Origin of the sequence: Streptomyces sp. MZ04 (genome assembly GCF_004684775.1) — a bacterium.
Taxonomy (GTDB): Bacteria; Actinomycetota; Actinomycetes; order Streptomycetales; family Streptomycetaceae; genus Streptomyces.
Map to the genome: position 1 here is coordinate 1 of NZ_SRIC01000147.1, position 20,151 is coordinate 20,151.

The window sequence follows — 20,151 nt, forward strand, 5'->3', positions numbered from 1 at the left end:
GCCCACCCCCGCGCCCTCCCCCAGACTGTCCGTGGTCCCGGTCGTGACGGGAAGAGCCCAATCGGCGTGGGAAATCTCGGCCGCACCGGACGGTGTGAAGAGACCGGCCCGGGTGTCGCCGGCGATGTGGATCCGGCCGGGAGTCGGGGCCAGCGGGACGAGGATGTGGCGCAGTGCCGCGTGGTACCTCGGCGCCGCCGCACCTGCTTGGCGTCGGAGGTCGATCCGGTCGCCGAACACCGAGAGCGAGGCGGTGAGCTCGCCGACTGTTCCGGGGCCGTCCGGGTCGAGGAGGAGGACCACGGTCCGGGGCATGTCGCAGACGGACCGGGCGGCTTCGGCGCCTGCCCCGGTATCGGGTCCGGTGTCGGTTCCGGCGCTGCTGCCCGGATCGAGGTCGAGAGTCAGCGTCACCCGGGTGTTGTGGGACACCGCCAGCTGACCGGGCGTGAACTGCGCCGCACCGTCGACGTCGATCACACCACCGACGACGCGCAATCCGGCCCACGCATGGGGCGGCGCCGTCGGCGCAAGCCGCTGCGCCGCGATCCATACGGTGCCGGCAGGGATGTCCCCCGTCAGCTGGTCGGCATCAGGGCGTTGCCCTACGGGCCAGGGCAGCGCCAGCAGAACCGGACCTGCGGCGCCCAGACGGACGAGAAACCACCGCTCCACCGGAAGGAACAGGTCGAACCAGACTCGACGGCCGGCACCGTCCAGGAACGGACCGAAACTCTTGTCGGGCCGGAGCGCTACCGCCCAGTCAGGCGCCGATCGGTTGTCTCCCGGGAGCGGCGAGCCGCGCCGCACCAGGCGTACGGCGCCCTCAGGTGCGGCTTCCGTGGCGAGATGACGTCCGACCAGATAGTCCAACTCGTCCCGCAACAGACCGTCCATCGCAGGCAGCGTGCCGGTCTCACGCAGCCGCCCTGCCCCACCCGCGCCGTCAAGCAAAGCGCGCCGCAGATCCGTCAGTTCCGCGAGGGTGGTCCCGTCGCCCGGCCGAAGATCTCCGGTCTCAAGGATGAGCATCTCGAGCAGGTCGGTGCGTCGCATCGGATGTCCTACGGGTGTTCAGGCCCAGGCTGTTGTCGTCGGCACGGCCGCACAGCGGCACCGCGTTCCCGCAATCTCGGAGGTGACGGTCCGGACAACGGCCTCTTGGAAACCCTCATTTCCATGGTGCGTCGCGTCCCTCTTGCTGTCCAACGCGCCACTGCCTCGATACTGGCCTCAGGTGGTTCGCAAATTCCGAGCACAAGGCGACTTCACTGCTCATCTCACCAGGAGGTACCCATGAAGATGCTGATCAACGTGGCGGAGACAGTCGTCGCGGACGCGTTGCGGGGTATGGCCGCCGCACATCCGGAGCTGACGGTCGATGTGGAGAACCGGGTGATCGTGCGCAGCGACGCTCCCGTCGAGGGGAAGGTCGCCCTCGTGTCCGGCGGGGGGTCCGGGCACGAGCCGCTGCACGGCGGGTTCGTGGGGCCGGGGATGCTGTCGGCCGCGTGTCCCGGTGAGGTGTTCACCTCGCCCGTGCCGGATCAGATGGTGCGCGCCGCCGCGGCCGTGGACAGCGGCGCGGGGGTGCTGTTCATCGTGAAGAACTACACGGGGGACGTCCTCAATTTCGACATGGCGGCCGAGCTCGCCGAGGACGAGGGCATCCAGGTCGCCAAGGTGCTCGTCAATGACGACGTGGCCGTCACGGACAGCCTGTACACGGCGGGGCGGCGCGGTACGGGCGCGACGCTGTACGTGGAGAAGATCGCCGGTGCCGCGGCCGACGAGGGGATGCCGCTCGAGCGGGTCGAGGCGATCGCCCGGCAGGTCAACGAGAACTCCCGGAGCTTCGGGGTCGCCTTGAGTGCTTGTTCGACGCCCGCCAAGGGGAGTCCCACCTTCGATCTGCCGCCCGGCGAGCTGGAGTTGGGGGTCGGGATCCATGGTGAGCCGGGGCGTGAGCGGCGCCCGATGATGACGTCGCGCGAGATCGCCGACTTCTCGGTGGACGCCGTACTCGAGGATCTTCGTCCGCGTAATCCCGTGCTCGTGCTCGTGAACGGGATGGGGGCCACTCCGCTGCTCGAGTTGTACGGGTTCAACGCCGAGGTGCAGCGGGTCCTTGCCGAGCGGGATGTCGTGGTGGCGCACACCCTGGTCGGCAACTACGTGACCTCGCTGGACATGGCCGGGGCGTCCGTGACCCTGTGCCAGGTCGACCAGGAGCTGCTGCGACTGTGGAACGCGCCGGTGCGCACCGCCGGGTTGCGCTGGGGTGTCTGACCCCGGTGATCACCTCGTACGTCACGTAGCCACGCGTACGTCCCGTAGTCAATCGTTCTACCGCGCAAGGAGATTCCGTGCTCGACGCCGCATTCTTCCGCCGCTGGCTCGTCTCGGCCGCCGCTCTCGTCGACCGGGAGGCGGAGCGGCTCACCGAGCTGGACTCGCCGATCGGTGACGCCGACCACGGCAGCAATATGCAACGGGGGTTCGCCGCTGTGGCGGCCGTCCTGGAGAAGGAGGAGCCCGACACGCCGGGGGCCGTGCTCATGCTGGCCGGGCGGCAGCTGATCGCGACCGTGGGCGGCGCGTCGGGGCCGCTGTACGGCACGCTGCTTCGGCGTACCGGCAAGGCGCTCGGCGACACCGCCGAGGTCAGTGAGCAGCAGTTCGCCGACGCGTTCCGTACGGGCGTCGACACCGTCGCCGCGCTCGGCGGCGCGGCGCCCGGCGACAAGACGATGATGGACGCCCTGGTCCCGGCGGTCGACGCGCTCGGGGAGTCCTTCGACGCGGCGCGCGCCGCCGCCAACGAGGGCGCGCTCGCCACCACGCCGCTGCAGGCGCGCAAGGGCCGGGCGAGCTATCTGGGCGAGCGCAGCATCGGGCATCAGGATCCCGGAGCGACGTCGTCGGCGCTGCTGTTCGACGCGCTCGCCGAGACCGCCGGCGGCGAGGGGGGCCCGCGATGAGTGACGACAAGCTGGTCGGCATCGTCCTCGTCTCGCACAGCGGGCCCGTCGCCGACGCGGTCGCCGAGCTGGCCGCCGGGCTCGCCGGCGGGGGCACGACCGCGCCCGTGGCGGGTGCGGGCGGTACCGAGGACGGCGGCCTGGGCACGAGCGCGGAGCTGATCTCCGCGGCCGCCGCGCGGGTCGACCGCGGCGCGGGGGTCGCGATCCTCACCGACCTGGGCAGCGCGGTCCTCACCGTGAAGGCGCTGCTGGCCGAGGGCGATGAACTCCCGGACGGCGCCCGCCTGGTGGACGCCCCGTTCGTGGAGGGCGCGGTCGCGGCCGTGGTGACCGCGTCGGCGGGCGCCGACCTCGCCGCCGTGGAGGCGGCGGCGGCAGAGGCGTACGCGTACCGCAAGGTGTGAGCCGTCAGTTCTGGCGGAGGAACTGCCGGGCCAGCGCGTCGCCACGGGCGACCGCGGCCGGGTGGTTCTCGATGGGGGACGCGCCGCGCCCCTTGAAGACGATGTAGGTGACGTCGGCGCTCGCGCCGCCGGACTTCGGGTCGGCACGGAGGCCGAGCGCCTTGGCCGCGGCGTAGGACGCCTCGCCGATCAGGTCGGTGGGGCCGGTGTCGCCGACCACCGCGTACAGGACCTTGCCCCGGTGGATCACGGCGGCGACGGAGCCCCCGTCGACGCCGTGCGCCGCGTGGTTCCAGCGGCGGCTCGCGCCCGGCACGACGACGTACGGCAGGCGCTCGGCGTCCAGCTGGCGGCCGTCGGACTGCTGGAAGGCGGTGCCGTGGAGGAAGAGGGGGTCGGTGCGGCGGTTGCAGGCCTTGCCTGGCCGTCCGTCGCAGTCGACGTCCATGTCGGCCTTCCAGAACACGGCGTCGCGTGTGCCGCAGACGGGGATGTTCGCCGGTGCGCCGTCGTCGCTGCGGTACTTGCCGCGGGAGATCTGGCGGCACGATCCGGCCTTGGCGAGCAGGGCGGCGGCGGTGGGGGAGCCTTCGCGTGCCAAGCTCTCGCGCGGCGCGTCCACTTGCGGTGAACTCTCCCTGACAGCAGGCAACTTGGGGTTCGGTTCGCCCTGTTCCTGTGCCGTCGCGGGCAGCGACGCGGGGGCCAGCAGAGCGGCTCCGGCGGCGACGGCGAGCGCCGCAGTTCTGGTACGCACGAGAAAAGACCTTCCCTGGGTGGACACGGAAGTCCCAATCTGTCCCGGCTCGTACGTCCCGGCCACCGCTCAGGGTCCGGACGGTGCACGCGGGCCTCTTGATGTGCTCCCGCCAGCTGTGTCAAATAGGTCCGGACCAATGCCGCCCCAGTGGAAGGCACACGCATGCGACGGACCCCCCACCTGTCCGCACTCCTCGCCGTCACCGCCGTCTGCGCCCTCGGCTCCTGCGCCTGGCAGGACGATCAGAGCGCCGCGAAGGACGCCACGCCCCCTGCCGCCCCGCGCGGCGTCACCGTCCAGGCGGGCAGCGCCACCACCGCCCACGTCATGTGGAACCGGCCCACCGGCGGCACCGAGGTCACCGGCTACGACGTGTACCGCGGCGCCACCAGGGTCGAGCGCGTGCCGGGTGGCAAGCACATGGTGGATGTCACGGGCCTGAAGCCGTCCACGACGTACACCTTCACCGTCAGGGCGCGCGACGCCGAGGGGAACGTCGGCCCGGCGAGCAGGAAGCTGTCCGTGACGACGCCCGGCGCGGCCGCCGCGGACCACGAGCCGCCGTCCCGTCCCGGCACACCGCGCGGCGCGGCCGAGGGGAGCAGGGCGGTGACCCTGTCCTGGGGCGCGTCCTCGGACAACCAGGGGGTCGCCTCGTACGAGATCTACCAGGGCACATCGAAGATCCACAGCGTGGAGCGCGGCGAGCGGGACACGCTGATCACCGGCCTGCGTCCGGGCACCACGTACAGCTTCACCGTCAAGGCGCGCGACGCGGCGGACAACTTCTCGCCCGCGAGCCGCGCCGTCCGTCTCACCACCGCGCCGGGGCGGGACGACGGGCGGGGCACGGCGCCGACGGACTTCCGCGCGACGACACACCGCGCGACGACACACCGCGCCGACGGGGCGTACTACATCGATCTGTCGTGGACGCCGCCCCGCACCGGCGGCGCCGTGTCGGAGTATCAGATCCACCTCGACGGCAAGGCCGCCACCTCGCTGGTCTTCGGCGGCACGGCCCCCGAGAAGAAGGCCACGCACAGCTTCTACGTGGGCAAGGAGCCGGGCGAACGCCACCGGGTGAAGCTCAGGGCCAGGCTTCCCGACGGGACATGGGGCGGCTGGTCCGCCGAGCGGATGGCCACCACCGGCCGGCCGTCGTGACGTCGGGTCAGCTGCGGCCGTACGAAGGATTCCGTCACCTGCCCGGTGGCCGTCCGCATGCGGTCCCGGCCGACGGCACGTTGGCTCGTCGTCAGGTAGCACGGGCGCTTCCCTACCTCCGGCGGCGCATGGGACGTACCGCCTCCCGTGCCACCGGAGGGCAGACTCATGCGTACTACTCAGATACTCGTCCGCTCCGGCCTGACCGTCGCCGCCGCTGTGCTTCCGCTGGCGCTGACCGCTCCGGCGTCCGCGGGACCGGGGCTCACCGTGACCGCCACCGGCACAACGGTCCGGGCCACCACGGCAGCCTGCCCCAACGGCGGCACGGCCTCGCTGATGAGCCCATCCGCGGCCAGCTTCGCCGCGGGGCGGCAGACGCCGCTGATCAACGGCAGCGCTTCCTGGACGAACGTCACCACCGGCGTCCATACGGTGCTCGTGCAGTGCCAGGACGGGTCGACGGTCGGTCCCGCGACGGTCACGGTCGGCACCACGCCGACCATCTCGTCGACGGCGACGGCGCCCGCGCTCGGCGTCCGGGGCGGCCTCGGCGGCGGCAGCGAGGATTACGGCACGCTGACCCTCGTCGGGGGCGGGGCCCTCGTGGCCGCGGCCGCGGTCGGCGGCGGCGCCTGGTATCTGCGCCGCCGCGGAGCAGCACGCCGGCCCTGAACCGGGCCGTGGCCGAAAGGCGGCTGCCGCAGGACCGACTCGCGTCGGTCCTGCGGCAGCCGTCTTCTGCCCGCTGTCACGCCCCCGGCGCGCCCAGCTCCTCGAGCGTCTGCTCCAGCCACTGGGTCCAGAACGTCTCCAGATCGATCCCGGCCCTCAGGACCACATGCCGCAGCCGGTCCTCCACCGCGTCCTTCCCCGGCGGGAAGTCCCGCTTCTCGATCTCCTCGTACTCGGCCAACTGCCGCCGGTGCAGGGTGAGATGGCGTCGCAGGTCGGCCTCGATGCCGTCCATGCCGACGACCGCCGCCGCCCGCAGCCGCAGCAGGAGGGTGTCCCGCAGCGGCTTGGGGTCCTGGCTCGCCGCGGTCCAGCGGGCCAGCTCGGCGCGGCCCGCAGGCAGCACCTCGTACTCCTTCTTCTGCCCGCGCGTCGCCTGCTCCCGCGGCAGCGCGCGGATGGCGCCGTCCCGCTCCAGTTTCCCGAGCTCGCGGTAGATCTGCTGGTGCGTGGCCGACCAGAAGTAGCCGATCGACTTGTCGAACCTGCGGGTCAGCTCGAGCCCGGACGAGGGCTTCTCGAGCAGGGCGGTGAGGATCGCGTGCGGGAGTGACATGGCGGCCATCCTAGGTACGGCGTCCGGAGCGGTGCGGCCGCGTCACAGGGCGGCGGCCAGCTCCGTCCCCTGCTTGATGGCGCGCTTGGCGTCCAGCTCGGCGGCCACGTCCGCGCCCCCGATGAGGTGCGCGTCGACGCCGGCGGCGACGAGCTCCTCGTACAGGTCGCGGCGCGGGTCCTGGCCGGAGCAGAGGACGACCGTGTCGACGGGGATGACCGTGGACGTGCCGTCGACCGTGATGTGCAGGCCCGCGTCGTCGATGAGGTCGTAGGCGGCTCCCGCGACCATCGTGACGCCGCGGTGGCGCAGCTCCGTGCGGTGGATCCAGCCCGTGGTCTTGCCGAGGCCCTGGCCGACCTTGGACGTCTTGCGCTGCAGCAGGTGGACGCTGCGCGGCGGGGTGGGCCGCTCGGGCTTCGTCAGGCCGCCGCGGTCCTTGTAGTCCATGTCGACGCCCCACTGACGGAAGTACGTCGCCGGGTCCAGGCTGGCCTTCTCGCCACCGTCGGTCAGGAACTCGGCGACGTCGAAGCCGATGCCGCCCGCGCCGATGATCGCGACCCGCTCCCCCACGTGCACGTTGTCGCGCAGCACGTCGAGGTAGCCGACCACGCTGGGGTGGCCGATGCCGGGGATCTCGGGTGTGCGGGGGCTGACTCCGGTGGCGACGACCACTTCGTCGTACGCCGCGTCGGCGAGGTCCTGAGCCGTGGCGCGGGTGTTCAACTTGACGTCCACGCCGTGCAGTTCGAGCTGGGTGCGGAAGTAGCGCAGCGTCTCGTCGAACTCCTCCTTGCCGGGGACCTTGCGGGCCACGTTGAGCTGTCCGCCGATCTCGGAGGCAGCGTCGAAGAGCGTGACGTCGTGGCCGCGCTCGGCCGCCGAGACGGCGAAGGCGAGTCCGGCCGGGCCCGCGCCGACGACGGCGACGCGCTTCTTGGTGCGGGTCGGCGAGAGGACGAGCTCGGTCTCGTGGCAGGCACGCGGGTTCACCAGGCAGGAGGTGATCTGCAGGTTGAAGGTGTGGTCGAGGCAGGCCTGGTTGCAGCCGATGCAGGTGTTGATGGCCTCGGACTTCTCGGCCCGCGCCTTGGCGACGAAGTCGGGGTCGGCGAGCAGCGGGCGGGCCAGGGAGACCATGTCGGAGGCGCCGTCGGCCAGCAACTGCTCGGCGATCTCGGGGGTGTTGATGCGGTTGGTGGTGACGAGCGGGACGGAGACCTCGCCCATGACCTTCTTGGTGACGAAGGTGTACGCGCCGCGCGGCACCGACGTCGCGATGGTCGGGATGCGCGCCTCGTGCCAGCCGATACCGGTGTTGATGATGGTGGCGCCCGCGGCCTCGATCTCCTTGGCGAGGTGGACGACCTCTTCGAGGGTCGAGCCGCCGGGGATCAGGTCCAGCATGGAGAGGCGGTAGATGATGATGAAGTCCGCGCCGACGCGCTCGCGGACGCGGCGGACGATCTCGACGGGGAAGCGGATGCGGTTCTCGTAGGAGCCGCCCCAGCGGTCGGTGCGCTGGTTGGTGGGGGCCGCGATGAACTCGTTGATCAAGTAGCCCTCGGAGCCCATGACTTCGACGCCGTCGTAGCCCGCCGACTTGGCCAGCTCGGCGGCGCGCACGAAGTCCTCGATGGTCTGCTCGACCTCGTCGTCCTCCAGAGCGCGCGGCACGAAGGGGCTGATCGGCGCCTTGATCGCGCTCGGCGCGACGAGGCCCTCGTGGTAGGCGTACCGCCCGAAGTGCAGGATCTGCATCGCGATCTTGCCGCCGGCGGCGTGCACGGCCGCGGTGACCTCCGCGTGCTCCCGGGCCTCCGCCTCGGTGGTCAGCTTGGCGCCGCCGTCCCAGGGGCGGCCGAGCTCGTTCGGGGCGATGCCGCCCGTGACGATGAGGCCGACGCCGCCGCGCGCACGGGTCGCGTAGAACTCCGCCATCCGCTCGAAGCCGTTCGGGGCCTCCTCGAGGCCCACGTGCATCGAGCCCATCAGGACCCGGTTGGGCAAGGTGGTGAAGCCCAGGTCGAGCGGTTTCAGCAGGTTCGGGTAGCGGCTCATGCGGGGCCTCCGTACGCGGTGTGTCGTCAGCACAGTTCTAGAGGACGCCCGACCGTTGTGCAACTAGTTGCATAAAGGCGTGACGGGGACCACGTCCGAATCCCGCCAGCCACGCGCGCCCGCACCCCGCAGACTTGTCCTGTCACCACAGAGCAGGGAGCATCCGATGACCATCGCCAAGGCCGTCTACACGACCGTCGACAGCCCGCTGGGCGAGCTGCTGCTGGTCGGCGAGGCGTCGGCCACCGCGCAGGGCGGCACCGCGCTGGCCTCGCTGTCCATGCCGCAGCAGAAGGGCGGCGCCGTCGTCCAGGACGGCTGGGTGCGCGACGACGCGGCCTTCGCCGAGATCGCCGCGCAGCTGCGCTCGTACTTCGAGGGGAGCCTGACGCGTTTCGACATCGAGTACGTGAGCGGGGTCGGCACCGAGTTCCAGCAGCGGGTCTGGCACGCCCTCGACGCCCTTCCGTACGGCACGACCACCACGTACGGGAAGCTCGCCGAACGGATGGGCCTCTCGCGCGCCGCCGTCCGCGCGCTCGGCACGGCCATCGGGCGCAACCCGCTGCTCGTCGTGCGCCCCTGCCACCGGGTGATCGGCGCCGACGGCTCGCTGACCGGCTACGCGGGGGGTCTGGAGCGCAAGCAGCGGCTCCTGGACCTGGAGTCCGCGTCCGCGTAAAGGCCCTTCAGCTCAGCGTCCACCCCGGTGGCCGAGGCGCACCGACAGGTCGTCCGCCCCCTTGGCGGCGAGCCCGGCGAGTTCGCGCTCGCGGTCCTCGCTCCAGCGGATCATCGGTACGGAGATGGAGAGCGCCGCGACGACCCGTCCGGCGCTGTCACGGACCGGGGCGGCCACGCAGCTCACGTCCGGGTTGGACTCGCGGTGTTCGGCCGCGATGCCGCGCTCGCGGATCTCGGCGAGCGCGGCGAGCAGCGCTTCCGGCTCCGTGATGCTGTTCGGGGTCATCGCCGTCAGCTCGCGGCCCGCCACGCGCGCCTCGAGCTCGGCCGGGGGCAGCGAGGCGAGCAGCATCTTGCCGACCGATGTGCAGTGGGCGGGGAGCTTGCGGCCCGCGGCGGAGACCATGCGGACCGCGTGCGTGGAGTCCACCTTGGCGATGTAGATGACGTCGGTCTCCTCGAGGACCGCCACGTGCACCGTCTCGTCGCAGGTCTCGGCGACCTCGCGCGCCACCTGCTGCCCTTCGGCGGCCAGGTCGAGCTGTTCCGCGTACCGGCTGCCCAGCTGATAGGCGCGTACGCCGAGGCGGTAGCGGCCCGTCTGGTCCGGGATCTGGACAAGGTAGGAGCGGGCCGCAAGGGTGGTGAGCAGTTCGTGCACGGTGGTGCGGGGCAACTGGAGCCTGCGGGTCACCTCGGGGGCGGACAGGGTCCCGTCGCCCTCCAGGAACAGCTCGAGTATGTCCAGCGCCCTGGTCACCGCCGGTACCAGTCGTCCCATGGTCGGCCTCCCACCCCGTGCGTCCGAAGTCGCGTGTTAAGTCGCGTGTGAAGTTGCGTCCGAAACTTCGGTCAACGATCGATATGACGAACACAGGCTAGCCACAGCCACGTTCGGCGCGCAATGGCCTGGCGTCCCCCGAGGCCCAAGACCTTTTCGTACGACCCATTGACACCCCACCGCATGCCTGAATACCGTCACGCCAACATTTCGAACGTGTGACGAAATACCGAACAACCAAGGGGCAACTGCCTTGCGTATTACGGGAATCAGCACGCACGTGGTGGGGACGCCCTGGCGCAATCTCACCTACGTCCAGGTCCACACCGACGAAGGGCTCACCGGAGTCGGCGAGACCCGCATGCTCGGTCGCACCGACGCCCTGCGCGGCTATCTCCAGGAGGCGGCGGCCAACCACATCGTGGGGTCCGACCCGTTCGCCCTCGAGGATCTCGTGCGGCGCATGAAGTACGGCGACTACGGCCGGGCCGGCGAGATCGTGATGTCGGGCATCGCCTGTGTGGAGATGGCCTGTTGGGACATCAAGGGCAAGGCCCTCGGTGTGCCGGTCTGGCAGCTGCTCGGCGGCAAGGTCACCGACAAGGTCAAGGCGTACGCGAACGGCTGGTACACCACCGAGCGCACCCCGGAGGCGTACCACAAGGCCGCGAGCGCGGTGGTCGAGCGGGGCTACCGCGCGCTGAAGATCGACCCGTTCGGCACCGGGCACTTCGAGCTGGACCAGGCGGGCACGTCGTACGCGGTGTCGCTGATCGAGGCGGTGCGGGACGCGATCGGTCCCGACGCCGAGCTGATGCTGGAGATGCACGGGCGGTTCAGCCCGTCCACGGCGGTGCGCCTTGCCAAGGAACTCGCGCCGTTCCGGCCCGCCTGGCTGGAGGAGCCGGTGCCGCCGGAGAACCTGAAGGCCCTGGAGAAGGTGGCCGCCAAGGTGGACATGCCGATCGCCACCGGTGAGCGGATCCACGACCGGATCGAGTTCCGCGAGCTGTTCGAGTCGCAGGCCGCCGACATCATCCAGCCGGACGTGGGCCATATCGGCGGCATCCTGGAGACCCGCAAGCTGGCGGCGACCGCCGAGACGCACTACACGCTGATCGCCCCGCACAATGTCGGCGGCTCGGTACTGACGGCCGCCTCCCTCCAACTCGCCGCCTGCACCCCGAACTTCAAGATTCTGGAGCACTTCAACGACTTCGCGGACGCGGAGATCAAGAAGGTGGTGCGCGGGGCGCCCCAGGTGGATCCCGAGACGGGCTGCTTCGAGGTGTCCCACGCCCCCGGCCTCGGCGTCGAGCTCGACACCGACGCGGCGGCCGAATTCCCGCAGCAGCAGGCCCGGTTCGACCTGTGGGCCGAGGGCTGGGAGAAGCGGGACCCCAAGGCGGCCGGGATGCCCAAGGGGGCGGGGAAGTGAGCTCCGGCTCCTCGCGCGCCATCGTCGTCGACGAGCCGGGCTCGCACCGGCTCGAGGTGGGGGCGACGCCCGAGCCCGGCCCCGGTGAGGTCCTGGTGCGGGTGGCCGCCGCCGGGATCTGCATGAGCGACCGGGAGGTCTACGACGGGCATCGGGACGCCGCGTACGTGCGTTACCCCGTGACCCCGGGCCACGAGTGGTCCGGCGCCGTCGAGGCCGCGGGCCCGGGTGTCGACCCGGCGCTCGTGGGGCGGAAGGTCGTCGCCGAGGGCTTCCGGGCCTGCGGGACGTGCGAGCGGTGCCGGTGCGGCGAGACGAGCCTGTGCACCGGCGGCTACGCGGAGACGGGATTCACCGAGCCCGGCGCCTTCGCCGACCATGTGGCCGTCCCCGCCCGGCTGCTGCACCTCCTGCGCGACGACGCGGATCTGCGGGCCGCCGCCCTGCTCGAACCCGCCGCGGTGATCGCGGGCGCGGTGCGGGCGGGGCGGCCGTCGCCCGGTGAGCGGATCGCGGTGGTCGGCGCGGGCACCCTCGGGCTGCTCGCGGTGCAGCTGCTCGCCGCCTCGTCGCCCGCGGAGCTGACCGTGATCGACCCGCGGTCCGAACGCGGGGCGCAGGCGCTGGAGTTCGGCGCGAGCGAGAGCCTGACACCCGCAGCGGCGGAGGGCCGCCACGGCCGCTATGACCTGGTGGTGGAGACCGCGGGCGCGCCGACCACGGCGGCCTCGTCCTGTCTGCTCGCGCGCCGGGGCGGCCGGGTGGTGCTCACCGGCATGTTCACGCCTGGCGCCACCGGCATCGATCCGGTGCACCTGTCGCTGAGCCAGCTGGAGGTGCGCAGCGTCTTCGGCGCGCCCTCCGCCGCCTGGTCGGAGGCGGTGCGGGCGTTCGGGCTCGGGCTGCTCGACCCGGCGCCGCTGATCACCCACGAGTTCCCGCTGGAGCGCTTCGGCGAGGCCGTGGCGCTGGTCGGCGGCGGTGACCCGAAGACCGGGAAGGTGCTGCTGCGCCCCTGAGCCGTACGGAAACCGCGCGACGCGTCCCGACCGCCCCCCGTACCGCCGCACACCCAGCGACCCGACCGACGTACGAAATATCGAACACTGCACAGGGGAGTCCCGTGACCAGCCCGTCAGCACCCCGTCGCCCCGGCGCCGGCGCCCTCGCCCGTATCGGACACACCGCGCCCGCACTCGACCCCGCCGACGCCTCGCCGCACGCCTTCCCCGACGGCGGCACCTGGCGCACGGAGATCCCCTCCGTGGAGGGACCTGAGGCGCTCGCCGTCGTCCTGAAGGAGAGCGCGCGGCTCGATGTGCCGATCCACCGGATCAGCCAGGGCAGCGGCGTCTGGATGCTCACCGACGACGAGATCACCGAGATGGTGGAGGCCTGCGCCGAACGGGACATCGAGCTCTGCCTGTTCACCGGGCCGCGCGGCACCTGGGACACCGGGGCGGCGACCCGCACCGACTCGGGCGGCGCGGGACTTCGCTCGCGCGGCCACGACGCGCTCGCCGGATGCGTCGAAGACGCCGTGCGCGCCACGGAGTCGGGGGTGCGCTGCCTGCTCGTCGCCGACGAGGGCGTGCTGTGGACCCTGCACCGGCTGCGCGCCGCCGGGGTGCTGCCCGCCGACACCACGTTCAAAGTGTCGGCCCTCATCGGCCCGGTCAACCCGGCCTCGTACGCGGTCTTCGAGCGGCTCGGCGCCGACTCGCTCAACATCCCGTCCGACCTCACGCTCGGCCACCTCACGGAGATCCGCCGGGTCAGCCGCGCCCCGATGGACCTGTATGTCGAGGCGCCCGACGACCTCGGCGGCTATGTGCGGATGTACGAGGCGGCGGAGCTGATCCGGCGCGGCGCCCCGCTCTACCTCAAGTTCGGCCTGAGCAGGTCGCCCGGCATCTACCCCTACGGCGCCCAGCTGCGCGACCACACCCTGGCCACCGCCCGCGAGCGCGTCCGGCGCGGCCGCCTCGTCCTCGATCTGCTCGCCCGGCACGGCGCGGACGGCGGAATGTCGCCGCTCGGCGCACGCCTGCCCGGAGAGCTCCAGCGCTTCCCCGTCCCGGAAGGGGACTGACCCATGCCCACCCGCATGTCCAGAGAAGTACGTCTGCCCAGGAAAGTACGTCCATCGAGAAAGGTACGTCTCACGGCCGCCCTGGCCACCGTCGTCCTGCTCGGCACGCTCACCGCCTGCGGCCAGGAGGCCAGGGGCGGCAGCCGCTACGAGCCCGACGACGGCAAGGGCGGCACCGTCGGACTCGCGATGCCCACCAAGGCCTCCGAGCGGTGGATCGCCGACGGCAAGAACATGGCCGAGCAGTTCCAGAAGGCCGGGTACGAGACCGACCTGCAGTACGGCGACGACAAGGTGGAGAACCAGGTCGCCCAGCTCGAGAACATGATCACCAAGGGGCACCGGCTCCTGGTGGTCGCGGCGATCGACGGCTCGGCGCTCACCGACGTACTGGCCCAGGCGCACGACGCGGGCATCCCCGTGATCTCGTACGACCGCCTCATCATGGGCACGAAGAACGTCGACTACTACGCGTCGTTCGACAACGAGCGGGTCGGCGAGCTGCAAGGCCAGTACATCCTGGACCAGTTGAAGCTCGAGGAGCCGGACAAGAAGTCCGGCGACAGGTTCACCGTCGAGCTGTTCGCGGGCTCGCCCGACGACAACAACACCAAGTACTTCTGGAACGGCGCCATGAAGGTGCTCCAGCCGTACTTCGACAGCGGTCAGCTCGTCGTGGGCAGCAAGCAGACGAAGATGAGCCAGGCCACCACGCTGCGCTGGGACGGCGGCACCGCGCAGAAGCGCATGGACGACCTGATCAGCAAGAATTACGGCGACCGGCAGGTCGACGCGGTTCTCTCGCCGTACGACGGGATCTCGATCGGCATCATCTCGGCGCTGAAGAGCGCCGGTTACGGCAGCGAGGACCAGCCGCTGCCCGTCGTCACCGGGCAGGACGCGGAGCTGGCGTCGGTGAAGTCGATCATCGCGGGCGATCAGACGCAGACCGTCTTCAAGGACACCCGCAAGCTCGCCAAGCAGGCCGTGCAGATGGGCGACGCGGTCCTCACCGGCAAGAAGCCCGAGGTCAACAACACCAAGGACTACAACAACGGCAAGAAGACCGTGCCGTCGTATCTGCTCAAGCCGGTGTCGATCGACAGGAAGAACACGCAACTCCTCGTGGTCGAGGGCTACTTCACGGCAAGGCAGCTGTCATGAGCGGGGTGGCGGCGGCCGGGAACGGGCCGGTCCTGCGGATGGCGGGCATCACCAAGACCTTCCCGGGAGTGAAGGCCCTCTCCGAGGTGGAGCTGACGGTACGGCCCGGCGAGATCCACGCGGTCTGCGGGGAGAACGGCGCGGGCAAGTCGACGCTGATGAAGGTCCTCAGCGGGGTCCATCCGCACGGCTCCTACGACGGCGAGATCCACTTTGACGGCGCCCCTGTGGCCTTCCGGGACATCCGGGCCGGCGAGCGGCACGGCATCGTGATCATCCATCAGGAGCTGGCGCTCGTCCCCTACTTGTCGATCGCGGAGAACATCTTCCTCGGCAACGAGCAGACCTCCGCGCGCGGCGTCATCGACTGGAACGACACCCTGCGGCGGGCCGGCCGCCTGCTGAAGCGGGTGGGCCTGAGGGAGAACCCGCAGACCGCCGTCGCCGACATCGGCGTGGGCAAGCAGCAGTTGGTGGAGATCGCCAAGGCCCTGTCGAAGGAGGTGAAACTGCTCATCCTGGACGAGCCGACGGCCGCGCTCAACGACGAGGACAGCGCGGGGCTGCTCAATCTGATCCTGGAACTGCGCGAGCAGGGCATCGCCAGCATCGTCATCTCCCACAAGCTCAACGAGATCCGCGCCATCGCCGACTCGGTGACCATCCTGCGCGACGGCAGGACCATCGAGACGCTGACGGTCCGTGAATCCCCGAACGCCGCCCCGGAGTTGTCCGAGGACCGCATCATCCGGGGCATGGTCGGCCGCGATCTCGACCACCGCTTCCCCGAGCGCACCACCTACGAGGGCACGGACGCGGGAGAGCTCGCGCTCGCCGTCGAGGGCTGGACGGTCCGGCACCCCATCGACCACCAGCGCAAGGTCGTCGACGACGCCTCGCTGACCGTGCGGCGCGGCGAGATCGTCGGCATCGCGGGACTGATGGGCGCGGGCCGCACCGAGCTCGCGATGTCCCTCTTCGGGCGCTCCTACGGCCTGTACGAGGGCGGGACGGTCGCGGTCAACGGGCGTGCGGTGCGCACCCGGACGGTGCCGGACGCGATCGCGGCCGGTATCGCGTACGTCACCGAGGACCGCAAGCGCTACGGCCTCAACCTCATCGACAACATCAACCGCAACATCTCTCTCGCCTCGCTGCCGGGCATGCGGCGCCGCGGAGTCGTCGACGAACACCATGAACGGTCCGTCGCCGAGCGTTACCGCACCTCGATGAACATCAAGGCGCCGACCGTGCAGGAACAGGTGGGACGGCTCTCCGGCGGCAATCAGCAGAAGGTCGTCCTCAGCAAGTGGATCCACGCCGACCCCGAGGTGCTGATCCTCGACGAGCCGACGCGCGGCATCGACGTCGGCGCCAAGTACGAGATCTACACGGTCATCGCCCGGCTCGCGGCGCAGGGCAAGGCGGTGCTCTTCATCTCCTCCGAACTGCCGGAGCTGCTCGGGATGTGCGACCGGATCTACACGATGGCCGAGGGCCGGCTGACCGGTGAGGTCGCCCGCGCCGACGCCACCCAGGAAGTACTGATGCGCCAGATGACCATGACCAGAAGCTGAGGCCCCGCCATGACCACCACGACCACTCCCCCGCGGGACCCGTCCCCCGCGCCGACCGACCAGCGGTCGGCGGGAACGCTGCTCGTGCAGAGCATGCGGACCAACATGCGCCAGTACGGCATGCTGATCGCGCTCGCTTTCATCGTCGTCCTGTTCCAGATATGGACCGACGGCACGCTGCTGCTTCCGAACAACGTCTCCAACCTGATCCAGCAGAACGGCTACATCCTCATCCTGGCCATGGGCATGATGATCGTCATCATCGCGGGCCATATCGACCTGTCCGTCGGCTCGTTGGTGGCCTTCGTCGGCGCCATGGCGGCGGTGATGATGGTCAAGCACGACATGCCGTGGGTGCTCGCGCTCGTCCTCTCGCTCCTGATCGGCGCGGTCGCCGGGGCGTGGCAGGGCTTCTTCATCGCGTACGTCGGGATCCCGTCGTTCATCGTGACGCTGGCCGGGATGCTGCTCTTCCGGGGGCTCACGCAGATCGTCCTCGAGGGCCAGTCGCTCTCCCCGTTCCCGGGCGGATTCCAGGACCTGGCCAAGGGCTTCATCCCGGAGATGGGCCCGTACACGCAGTACCACAACCCGACCCTCGTCATCGGCCTCGCCACCGTCGTCTTCCTGCTGCTTCGTGAATGGCGGGACCGCAGGCGGCAGTTGGCGTACGAGCTTGAGGTGCTGCCGACCGGCCTCTGGGTGACCAAGTGCGTGGCGATCACTGCCGCGGTCGTCGCGTTCACGCTCACCCTGGCCAGCTTCCACGGCGTACCCGTCGTGATGCTCGTGATGTGCGCGCTGCTCATCGGCCTCGGCTATGTCATGCGCAACGCGGTCGTCGGGCGGCATGTGTACGCGCTCGGCGGCAACAAGGCGGCCGCGAAGCTGTCCGGCGTCAAGGACAAGCGCGTCACCTTCCTGGTCTTCGTCAACATGGGCGTGCTGGCGGCCCTCGCGGGCTGTGTGTACGCGGCACGGCTGAACGCGGGTACCCCGCAGGCCGGTCTGAACTTCGAGCTGGAGGCGATCGCGGCCTCGTTCATCGGCGGCGCGTCGATGAGCGGCGGCGTCGGCACGGTGATGGGTGCCGTGATCGGCGGTCTGGTCCTCGGCGTCCTCAACAACGGCATGTCGCTGGTCGGCATCGGCACGGATTACCAGCAGGTCATCAAGGGTCTTGTGCTGCTGGCTGCGGTCGGGTTCGACGTATGGAACAAGCGGAAGGTCGGGCGCTAGCACCCTCCTCCCTCGTCAACTTCCCTCATTGGAGCCGCACATGGAAACCAGCAGACGCACCATTCTCGCCGCGGCGGCCGCCGCGGGACTCACCGTGGCAGCGACCGGCACCTCACACGCGGCCGCACACGGCAGGACACCCGCCAAGGAGCTCTTCGGAAAGCTCGCCGACGGCACCAAGGTGTACCGCTGGACGCTGGCGAACGGCGGTACCCGCCTGAAAGTTCTCTCGTACGGCGGGATCGTCCAGTCCCTCGAACTCCCCGACCGGCACGGCCGGTACACCAACGTCTCCCTCGGCTTCGACAACCTGGACGACTACCTCACCGCCACCACCTTCTTCGGCGCACTCATCGGCCGCTACGGCAACCGCATCGCCAAGGGCCGCTTCACCCTGGACGGCAAGACCCACCAACTCTCCGTCAACGACGGCGAGAACAGCCTGCACGGCGGGGCCAAGGGCTTCGACAAGCGGGTGTGGGACGTCGAGCCGTTCGCGAACTCCTCCGACGTCGGCCTGCACCTGCACTACACAAGCACCGACGGGGAGATGGGCTACCCCGGAACGCTTCGGGTGACCGTGACGTACACCCTCACCGCGCACGGCGACTGGCGGATCGACTACACGGCGACCACGGACAAGGCCACCGTGGTGAACCTGACGAACCACACGTACTACAACCTCGCGGGCGAGGGCAGCGGCGGCATCTACGGCCACGAACTGGCCCTGGCCGCCGCCCGGTTCACGCCCCCCGAGGCCGGCCTCATCCCGACCGGCGAGCCGGCGAAGGTGGCGGGCACGCCCTTCGACTTCCGGCGCGCGAAGACGGTCGGCCGGGACATCCGCGCCGGGCACGAGCAGCTGGTGACCGCCAAGGGCTTCGACCACAACTGGGTCCTGGACAAGGGCATCACGGACCGCCCCGAGCCCTGCGCGACGCTGCGGGACCCGGAGTCGGGCCGCACCCTGGAGATCGCCACCACCGAGCCGGGTGTGCAGTTCTACTCCGGGAACTTCCTGGACGGCACCCTCACCGGGCCTTCGGGGCGTACCTACCGGCAGGGCGACGGTCTCTGCCTGGAGACCCAGCACTTCCCCGACTCCCCCAACCAGCCGTCGTTCCCCTCGACGGTCCTTCGCCCCGGCGAGACCTACCGGTCGAGCACGGCGCACACCTTCTCGGCGCGCTGAGCGGCGTCGCGGCCTCGAGAGGACACCTCATGCGCCCCAGATTCCTGATCCCCCTCCTTGCCCTGCTGGTCGGCCTGCTGGCCACCCCCGACGCCGCCTCCGCGCAAACGGATCCGGCGCCCGCCCGGCCCAAGTACGCGGGATACCTCTTCAGTTACTTCACCGGTGAGGGCACCGCGGACGGCGAACAGATCCGCATGGCCCTCAGCCTCGGCAACGACCCCACCCACTATCGGGAGCTGAACGGCGGCCATCCCGTGCTCACTTCGCAGCTCGGCACCAAGGGGCTGCGCGACCCGTTCATCATCCGCTCCCCGGAGGGCGACAAGTTCTTCCAGATCGCCACCGACCTGCGGATGTACGGCGGCAGTGGCGGCAGTTGGGACCAGGTGCAGCGCACCGGCAGCAAGTCGATCATGGTGTGGGAGTCCACTGACCTGGTCCACTGGACCGACCAGCGCCTGGTCAAGGTCGCCCCGGACACGGCGGGCAACACCTGGGCGCCGGAGGCGTATTACGACGACGAGCTCGACGCGTACGTCGTCTTCTGGGCGTCCAAGGTCTACGCCGCCGACGACCCGGACCACACCGGATCGACGTACAACAAGATGCTGTATGCGACGACGCAGGACTTCCGTACCTTCAGCGAGCCCAAGGTGTGGAACGACCCCGGCTATTCGGTGATCGACTCCACGGTGATCCGGCAAGGCGGCGACTACTACCGCTTCACCAAGGACGAGCGGGACCCGGCGTCCGGCACCCCCTGCTCGAAGTTCATCACCGCGGAGAAGTCGACGTCCCTCACGGACACGTCGTACGACTTCGTGGCCGACTGCATCGGGAAGGGGACGGTCGAACGGGGCGAGGGGCCCGCGGTGTTCAAGTCCAACACCAGGGACAAGTGGTACCTGCTCATCGACGAGTTCGGCGGGCGCGGCTATGTCCTCTTCGAGACGGCCGACCTCGCATCGGGCAAGTGGACCGAGACAAAGAACACCGGCCTCCCGGCGGGCGCCCGGCACGGTACGGTCCTGCCGGTGACGCAGGCCGAGTACGACCGGCTGCTGGGCACCGCCCAAGAGCCGTCGGAATCGCCTTAGTAGTGCTTCGTTAGGTTCTGGCTCGGGTGAGGGGGCGGCCGCAGGTGGTGCAGGTGCCGGTCCAGCACCGCAGCTGGTCTTGCAGCGCGTCGAGGACTTGGTAGAGGGTCAGGCCGGTGTGCGGGCTTTTGGGTCGAGCCGCCGGAGGGTGAGGAAGGCTTGGGCGGCGGTGACGAGGGTGACGTGGTGGTGCCAGCCGCGCCAGGTGCGGCCC

18 protein-coding genes and 1 pseudogene are annotated in these 20,151 nt (G+C 70.4%); 14 read left to right on the forward strand and 5 right to left on the reverse strand.

Features of this window, described 5'->3' with window-relative positions:
- Positions 1–1,056 (reverse strand): hypothetical protein (locus E2651_RS26360; protein ID WP_135333710.1); only part of this gene is annotated, 1,056 nt, incomplete at its 3' end.
- Positions 1,057–1,296: 240 nt separating this feature from the next.
- Between E2651_RS26360 and dhaK the strand changes: the two genes are divergently transcribed.
- The 3 genes from dhaK (at position 1,297) to E2651_RS26375 (ending at position 3,388) form a co-directional block, all read left to right on the forward strand.
- Entirely contained in the window at positions 1,297–2,289 is a 993-nt protein-coding gene (gene dhaK / locus E2651_RS26365; protein ID WP_135333711.1) for a dihydroxyacetone kinase subunit DhaK, read from the forward strand.
- A 77-nt stretch (positions 2,290–2,366) separates the two neighbouring features.
- Entirely contained in the window at positions 2,367–2,981 is a 615-nt protein-coding gene (dhaL, locus tag E2651_RS26370) for a dihydroxyacetone kinase subunit DhaL (protein ID WP_135333712.1), read from the forward strand.
- Positions 2,978–3,388, forward strand: coding sequence for a PTS fructose transporter subunit IIA (locus tag E2651_RS26375; protein WP_135333713.1), 411 nt, complete (start codon positions 2,978–2,980; stop codon positions 3,386–3,388). The genes dhaL and E2651_RS26375 overlap by 4 nt, the downstream gene beginning before the upstream one ends.
- A 4-nt stretch (positions 3,389–3,392) precedes the next feature.
- Here E2651_RS26375 and E2651_RS26380 read toward each other — a convergent pair whose 3' ends face one another.
- A complete protein-coding gene (locus E2651_RS26380; RefSeq protein WP_135333714.1) occupies positions 3,393–4,145 on the reverse strand; it encodes a glycoside hydrolase family 75 protein in 753 nt (250 codons plus the stop codon).
- Positions 4,146–4,310: 165 nt separating this feature from the next.
- Between E2651_RS26380 and E2651_RS26385 the strand changes: the two genes are divergently transcribed.
- Both E2651_RS26385 and E2651_RS26390 read left to right on the forward strand, forming a co-directional pair.
- Positions 4,311–5,315 carry a fibronectin type III domain-containing protein gene (locus E2651_RS26385; RefSeq protein WP_135333715.1) on the forward strand — a complete coding sequence of 335 codons (1,005 nt, stop codon included), beginning with the start codon at positions 4,311–4,313 and terminating at the stop codon, positions 5,313–5,315.
- A gap of 168 nt (positions 5,316–5,483) precedes the next feature.
- The gene (locus tag E2651_RS26390) at positions 5,484–5,990 is read left to right on the forward strand and encodes a hypothetical protein (protein ID WP_135333716.1); all 507 of its coding nucleotides are present in this window, start codon (positions 5,484–5,486) and stop codon (positions 5,988–5,990) included.
- Between the two features lie 76 nt (positions 5,991–6,066).
- Here E2651_RS26390 and E2651_RS26395 read toward each other — a convergent pair whose 3' ends face one another.
- Positions 6,067–6,606 (reverse strand): PadR family transcriptional regulator, encoded by a 540-nt coding sequence (locus E2651_RS26395; RefSeq protein WP_135333717.1) that lies wholly within the window; start codon positions 6,604–6,606, stop codon positions 6,067–6,069.
- A 42-nt stretch (positions 6,607–6,648) separates the two neighbouring features.
- Complete coding sequence (locus E2651_RS26400) at positions 6,649–8,670, reverse strand: NADPH-dependent 2,4-dienoyl-CoA reductase (protein WP_135333718.1); 2,022 nt, start codon at positions 8,668–8,670, stop codon at positions 6,649–6,651.
- 166 nt (positions 8,671–8,836) lie between these two features.
- On the opposite strand from E2651_RS26400, the gene E2651_RS26405 reads away from it, so the two are divergent.
- Positions 8,837–9,352, forward strand: a complete 516-nt coding sequence (locus tag E2651_RS26405) for a methylated-DNA--[protein]-cysteine S-methyltransferase (protein WP_135333719.1) — start codon at positions 8,837–8,839, stop codon at positions 9,350–9,352.
- A 12-nt stretch (positions 9,353–9,364) separates the two neighbouring features.
- Here E2651_RS26405 and E2651_RS26410 read toward each other — a convergent pair whose 3' ends face one another.
- Positions 9,365–10,135, reverse strand: coding sequence for an IclR family transcriptional regulator (locus tag E2651_RS26410; protein ID WP_135333720.1), 771 nt, complete (start codon positions 10,133–10,135; stop codon positions 9,365–9,367).
- Positions 10,136–10,388: 253 nt separating this feature from the next.
- On the opposite strand from E2651_RS26410, the gene E2651_RS26415 reads away from it, so the two are divergent.
- From E2651_RS26415 to E2651_RS26450, 8 genes and pseudogenes are all read left to right on the forward strand, one after another.
- Complete coding sequence (locus tag E2651_RS26415) at positions 10,389–11,573, forward strand: mandelate racemase/muconate lactonizing enzyme family protein (protein WP_135333721.1); 1,185 nt, start codon at positions 10,389–10,391, stop codon at positions 11,571–11,573.
- Positions 11,570–12,592 (forward strand): alcohol dehydrogenase catalytic domain-containing protein, encoded by a 1,023-nt coding sequence (locus E2651_RS26420; RefSeq protein WP_135333722.1) that lies wholly within the window; start codon positions 11,570–11,572, stop codon positions 12,590–12,592. The genes E2651_RS26415 and E2651_RS26420 overlap by 4 nt, the downstream gene beginning before the upstream one ends.
- Positions 12,593–12,696: 104 nt before the next feature.
- The gene (locus tag E2651_RS26425; protein WP_135333723.1) at positions 12,697–13,665 is read left to right on the forward strand and encodes a hypothetical protein; all 969 of its coding nucleotides are present in this window, start codon (positions 12,697–12,699) and stop codon (positions 13,663–13,665) included.
- Between the two features lie 3 nt (positions 13,666–13,668).
- Positions 13,669–14,829, forward strand: coding sequence for a multiple monosaccharide ABC transporter substrate-binding protein (gene chvE / locus E2651_RS26430; protein WP_245239230.1), 1,161 nt, complete (start codon positions 13,669–13,671; stop codon positions 14,827–14,829).
- Complete coding sequence (gene mmsA / locus E2651_RS26435) at positions 14,826–16,406, forward strand: multiple monosaccharide ABC transporter ATP-binding protein (protein WP_135333724.1); 1,581 nt, start codon at positions 14,826–14,828, stop codon at positions 16,404–16,406. The genes chvE and mmsA overlap by 4 nt, the downstream gene beginning before the upstream one ends.
- A 9-nt stretch (positions 16,407–16,415) precedes the next feature.
- Positions 16,416–17,645: a multiple monosaccharide ABC transporter permease gene (gene mmsB / locus E2651_RS26440; protein ID WP_167828898.1), complete on the forward strand. Its 1,230-nt coding sequence runs from the start codon at positions 16,416–16,418 to the stop codon at positions 17,643–17,645.
- Between the two features lie 40 nt (positions 17,646–17,685).
- Positions 17,686–18,837, forward strand: a complete 1,152-nt coding sequence (locus E2651_RS26445) for an aldose epimerase family protein (protein ID WP_135333725.1) — start codon at positions 17,686–17,688, stop codon at positions 18,835–18,837.
- Between the two features lie 29 nt (positions 18,838–18,866).
- A pseudogene (locus tag E2651_RS26450) lies at positions 18,867–19,904 on the forward strand (glycoside hydrolase family 43 protein); the annotation flags it as partial.
- Positions 19,905–20,151: the final 247 nt, after the last annotated feature.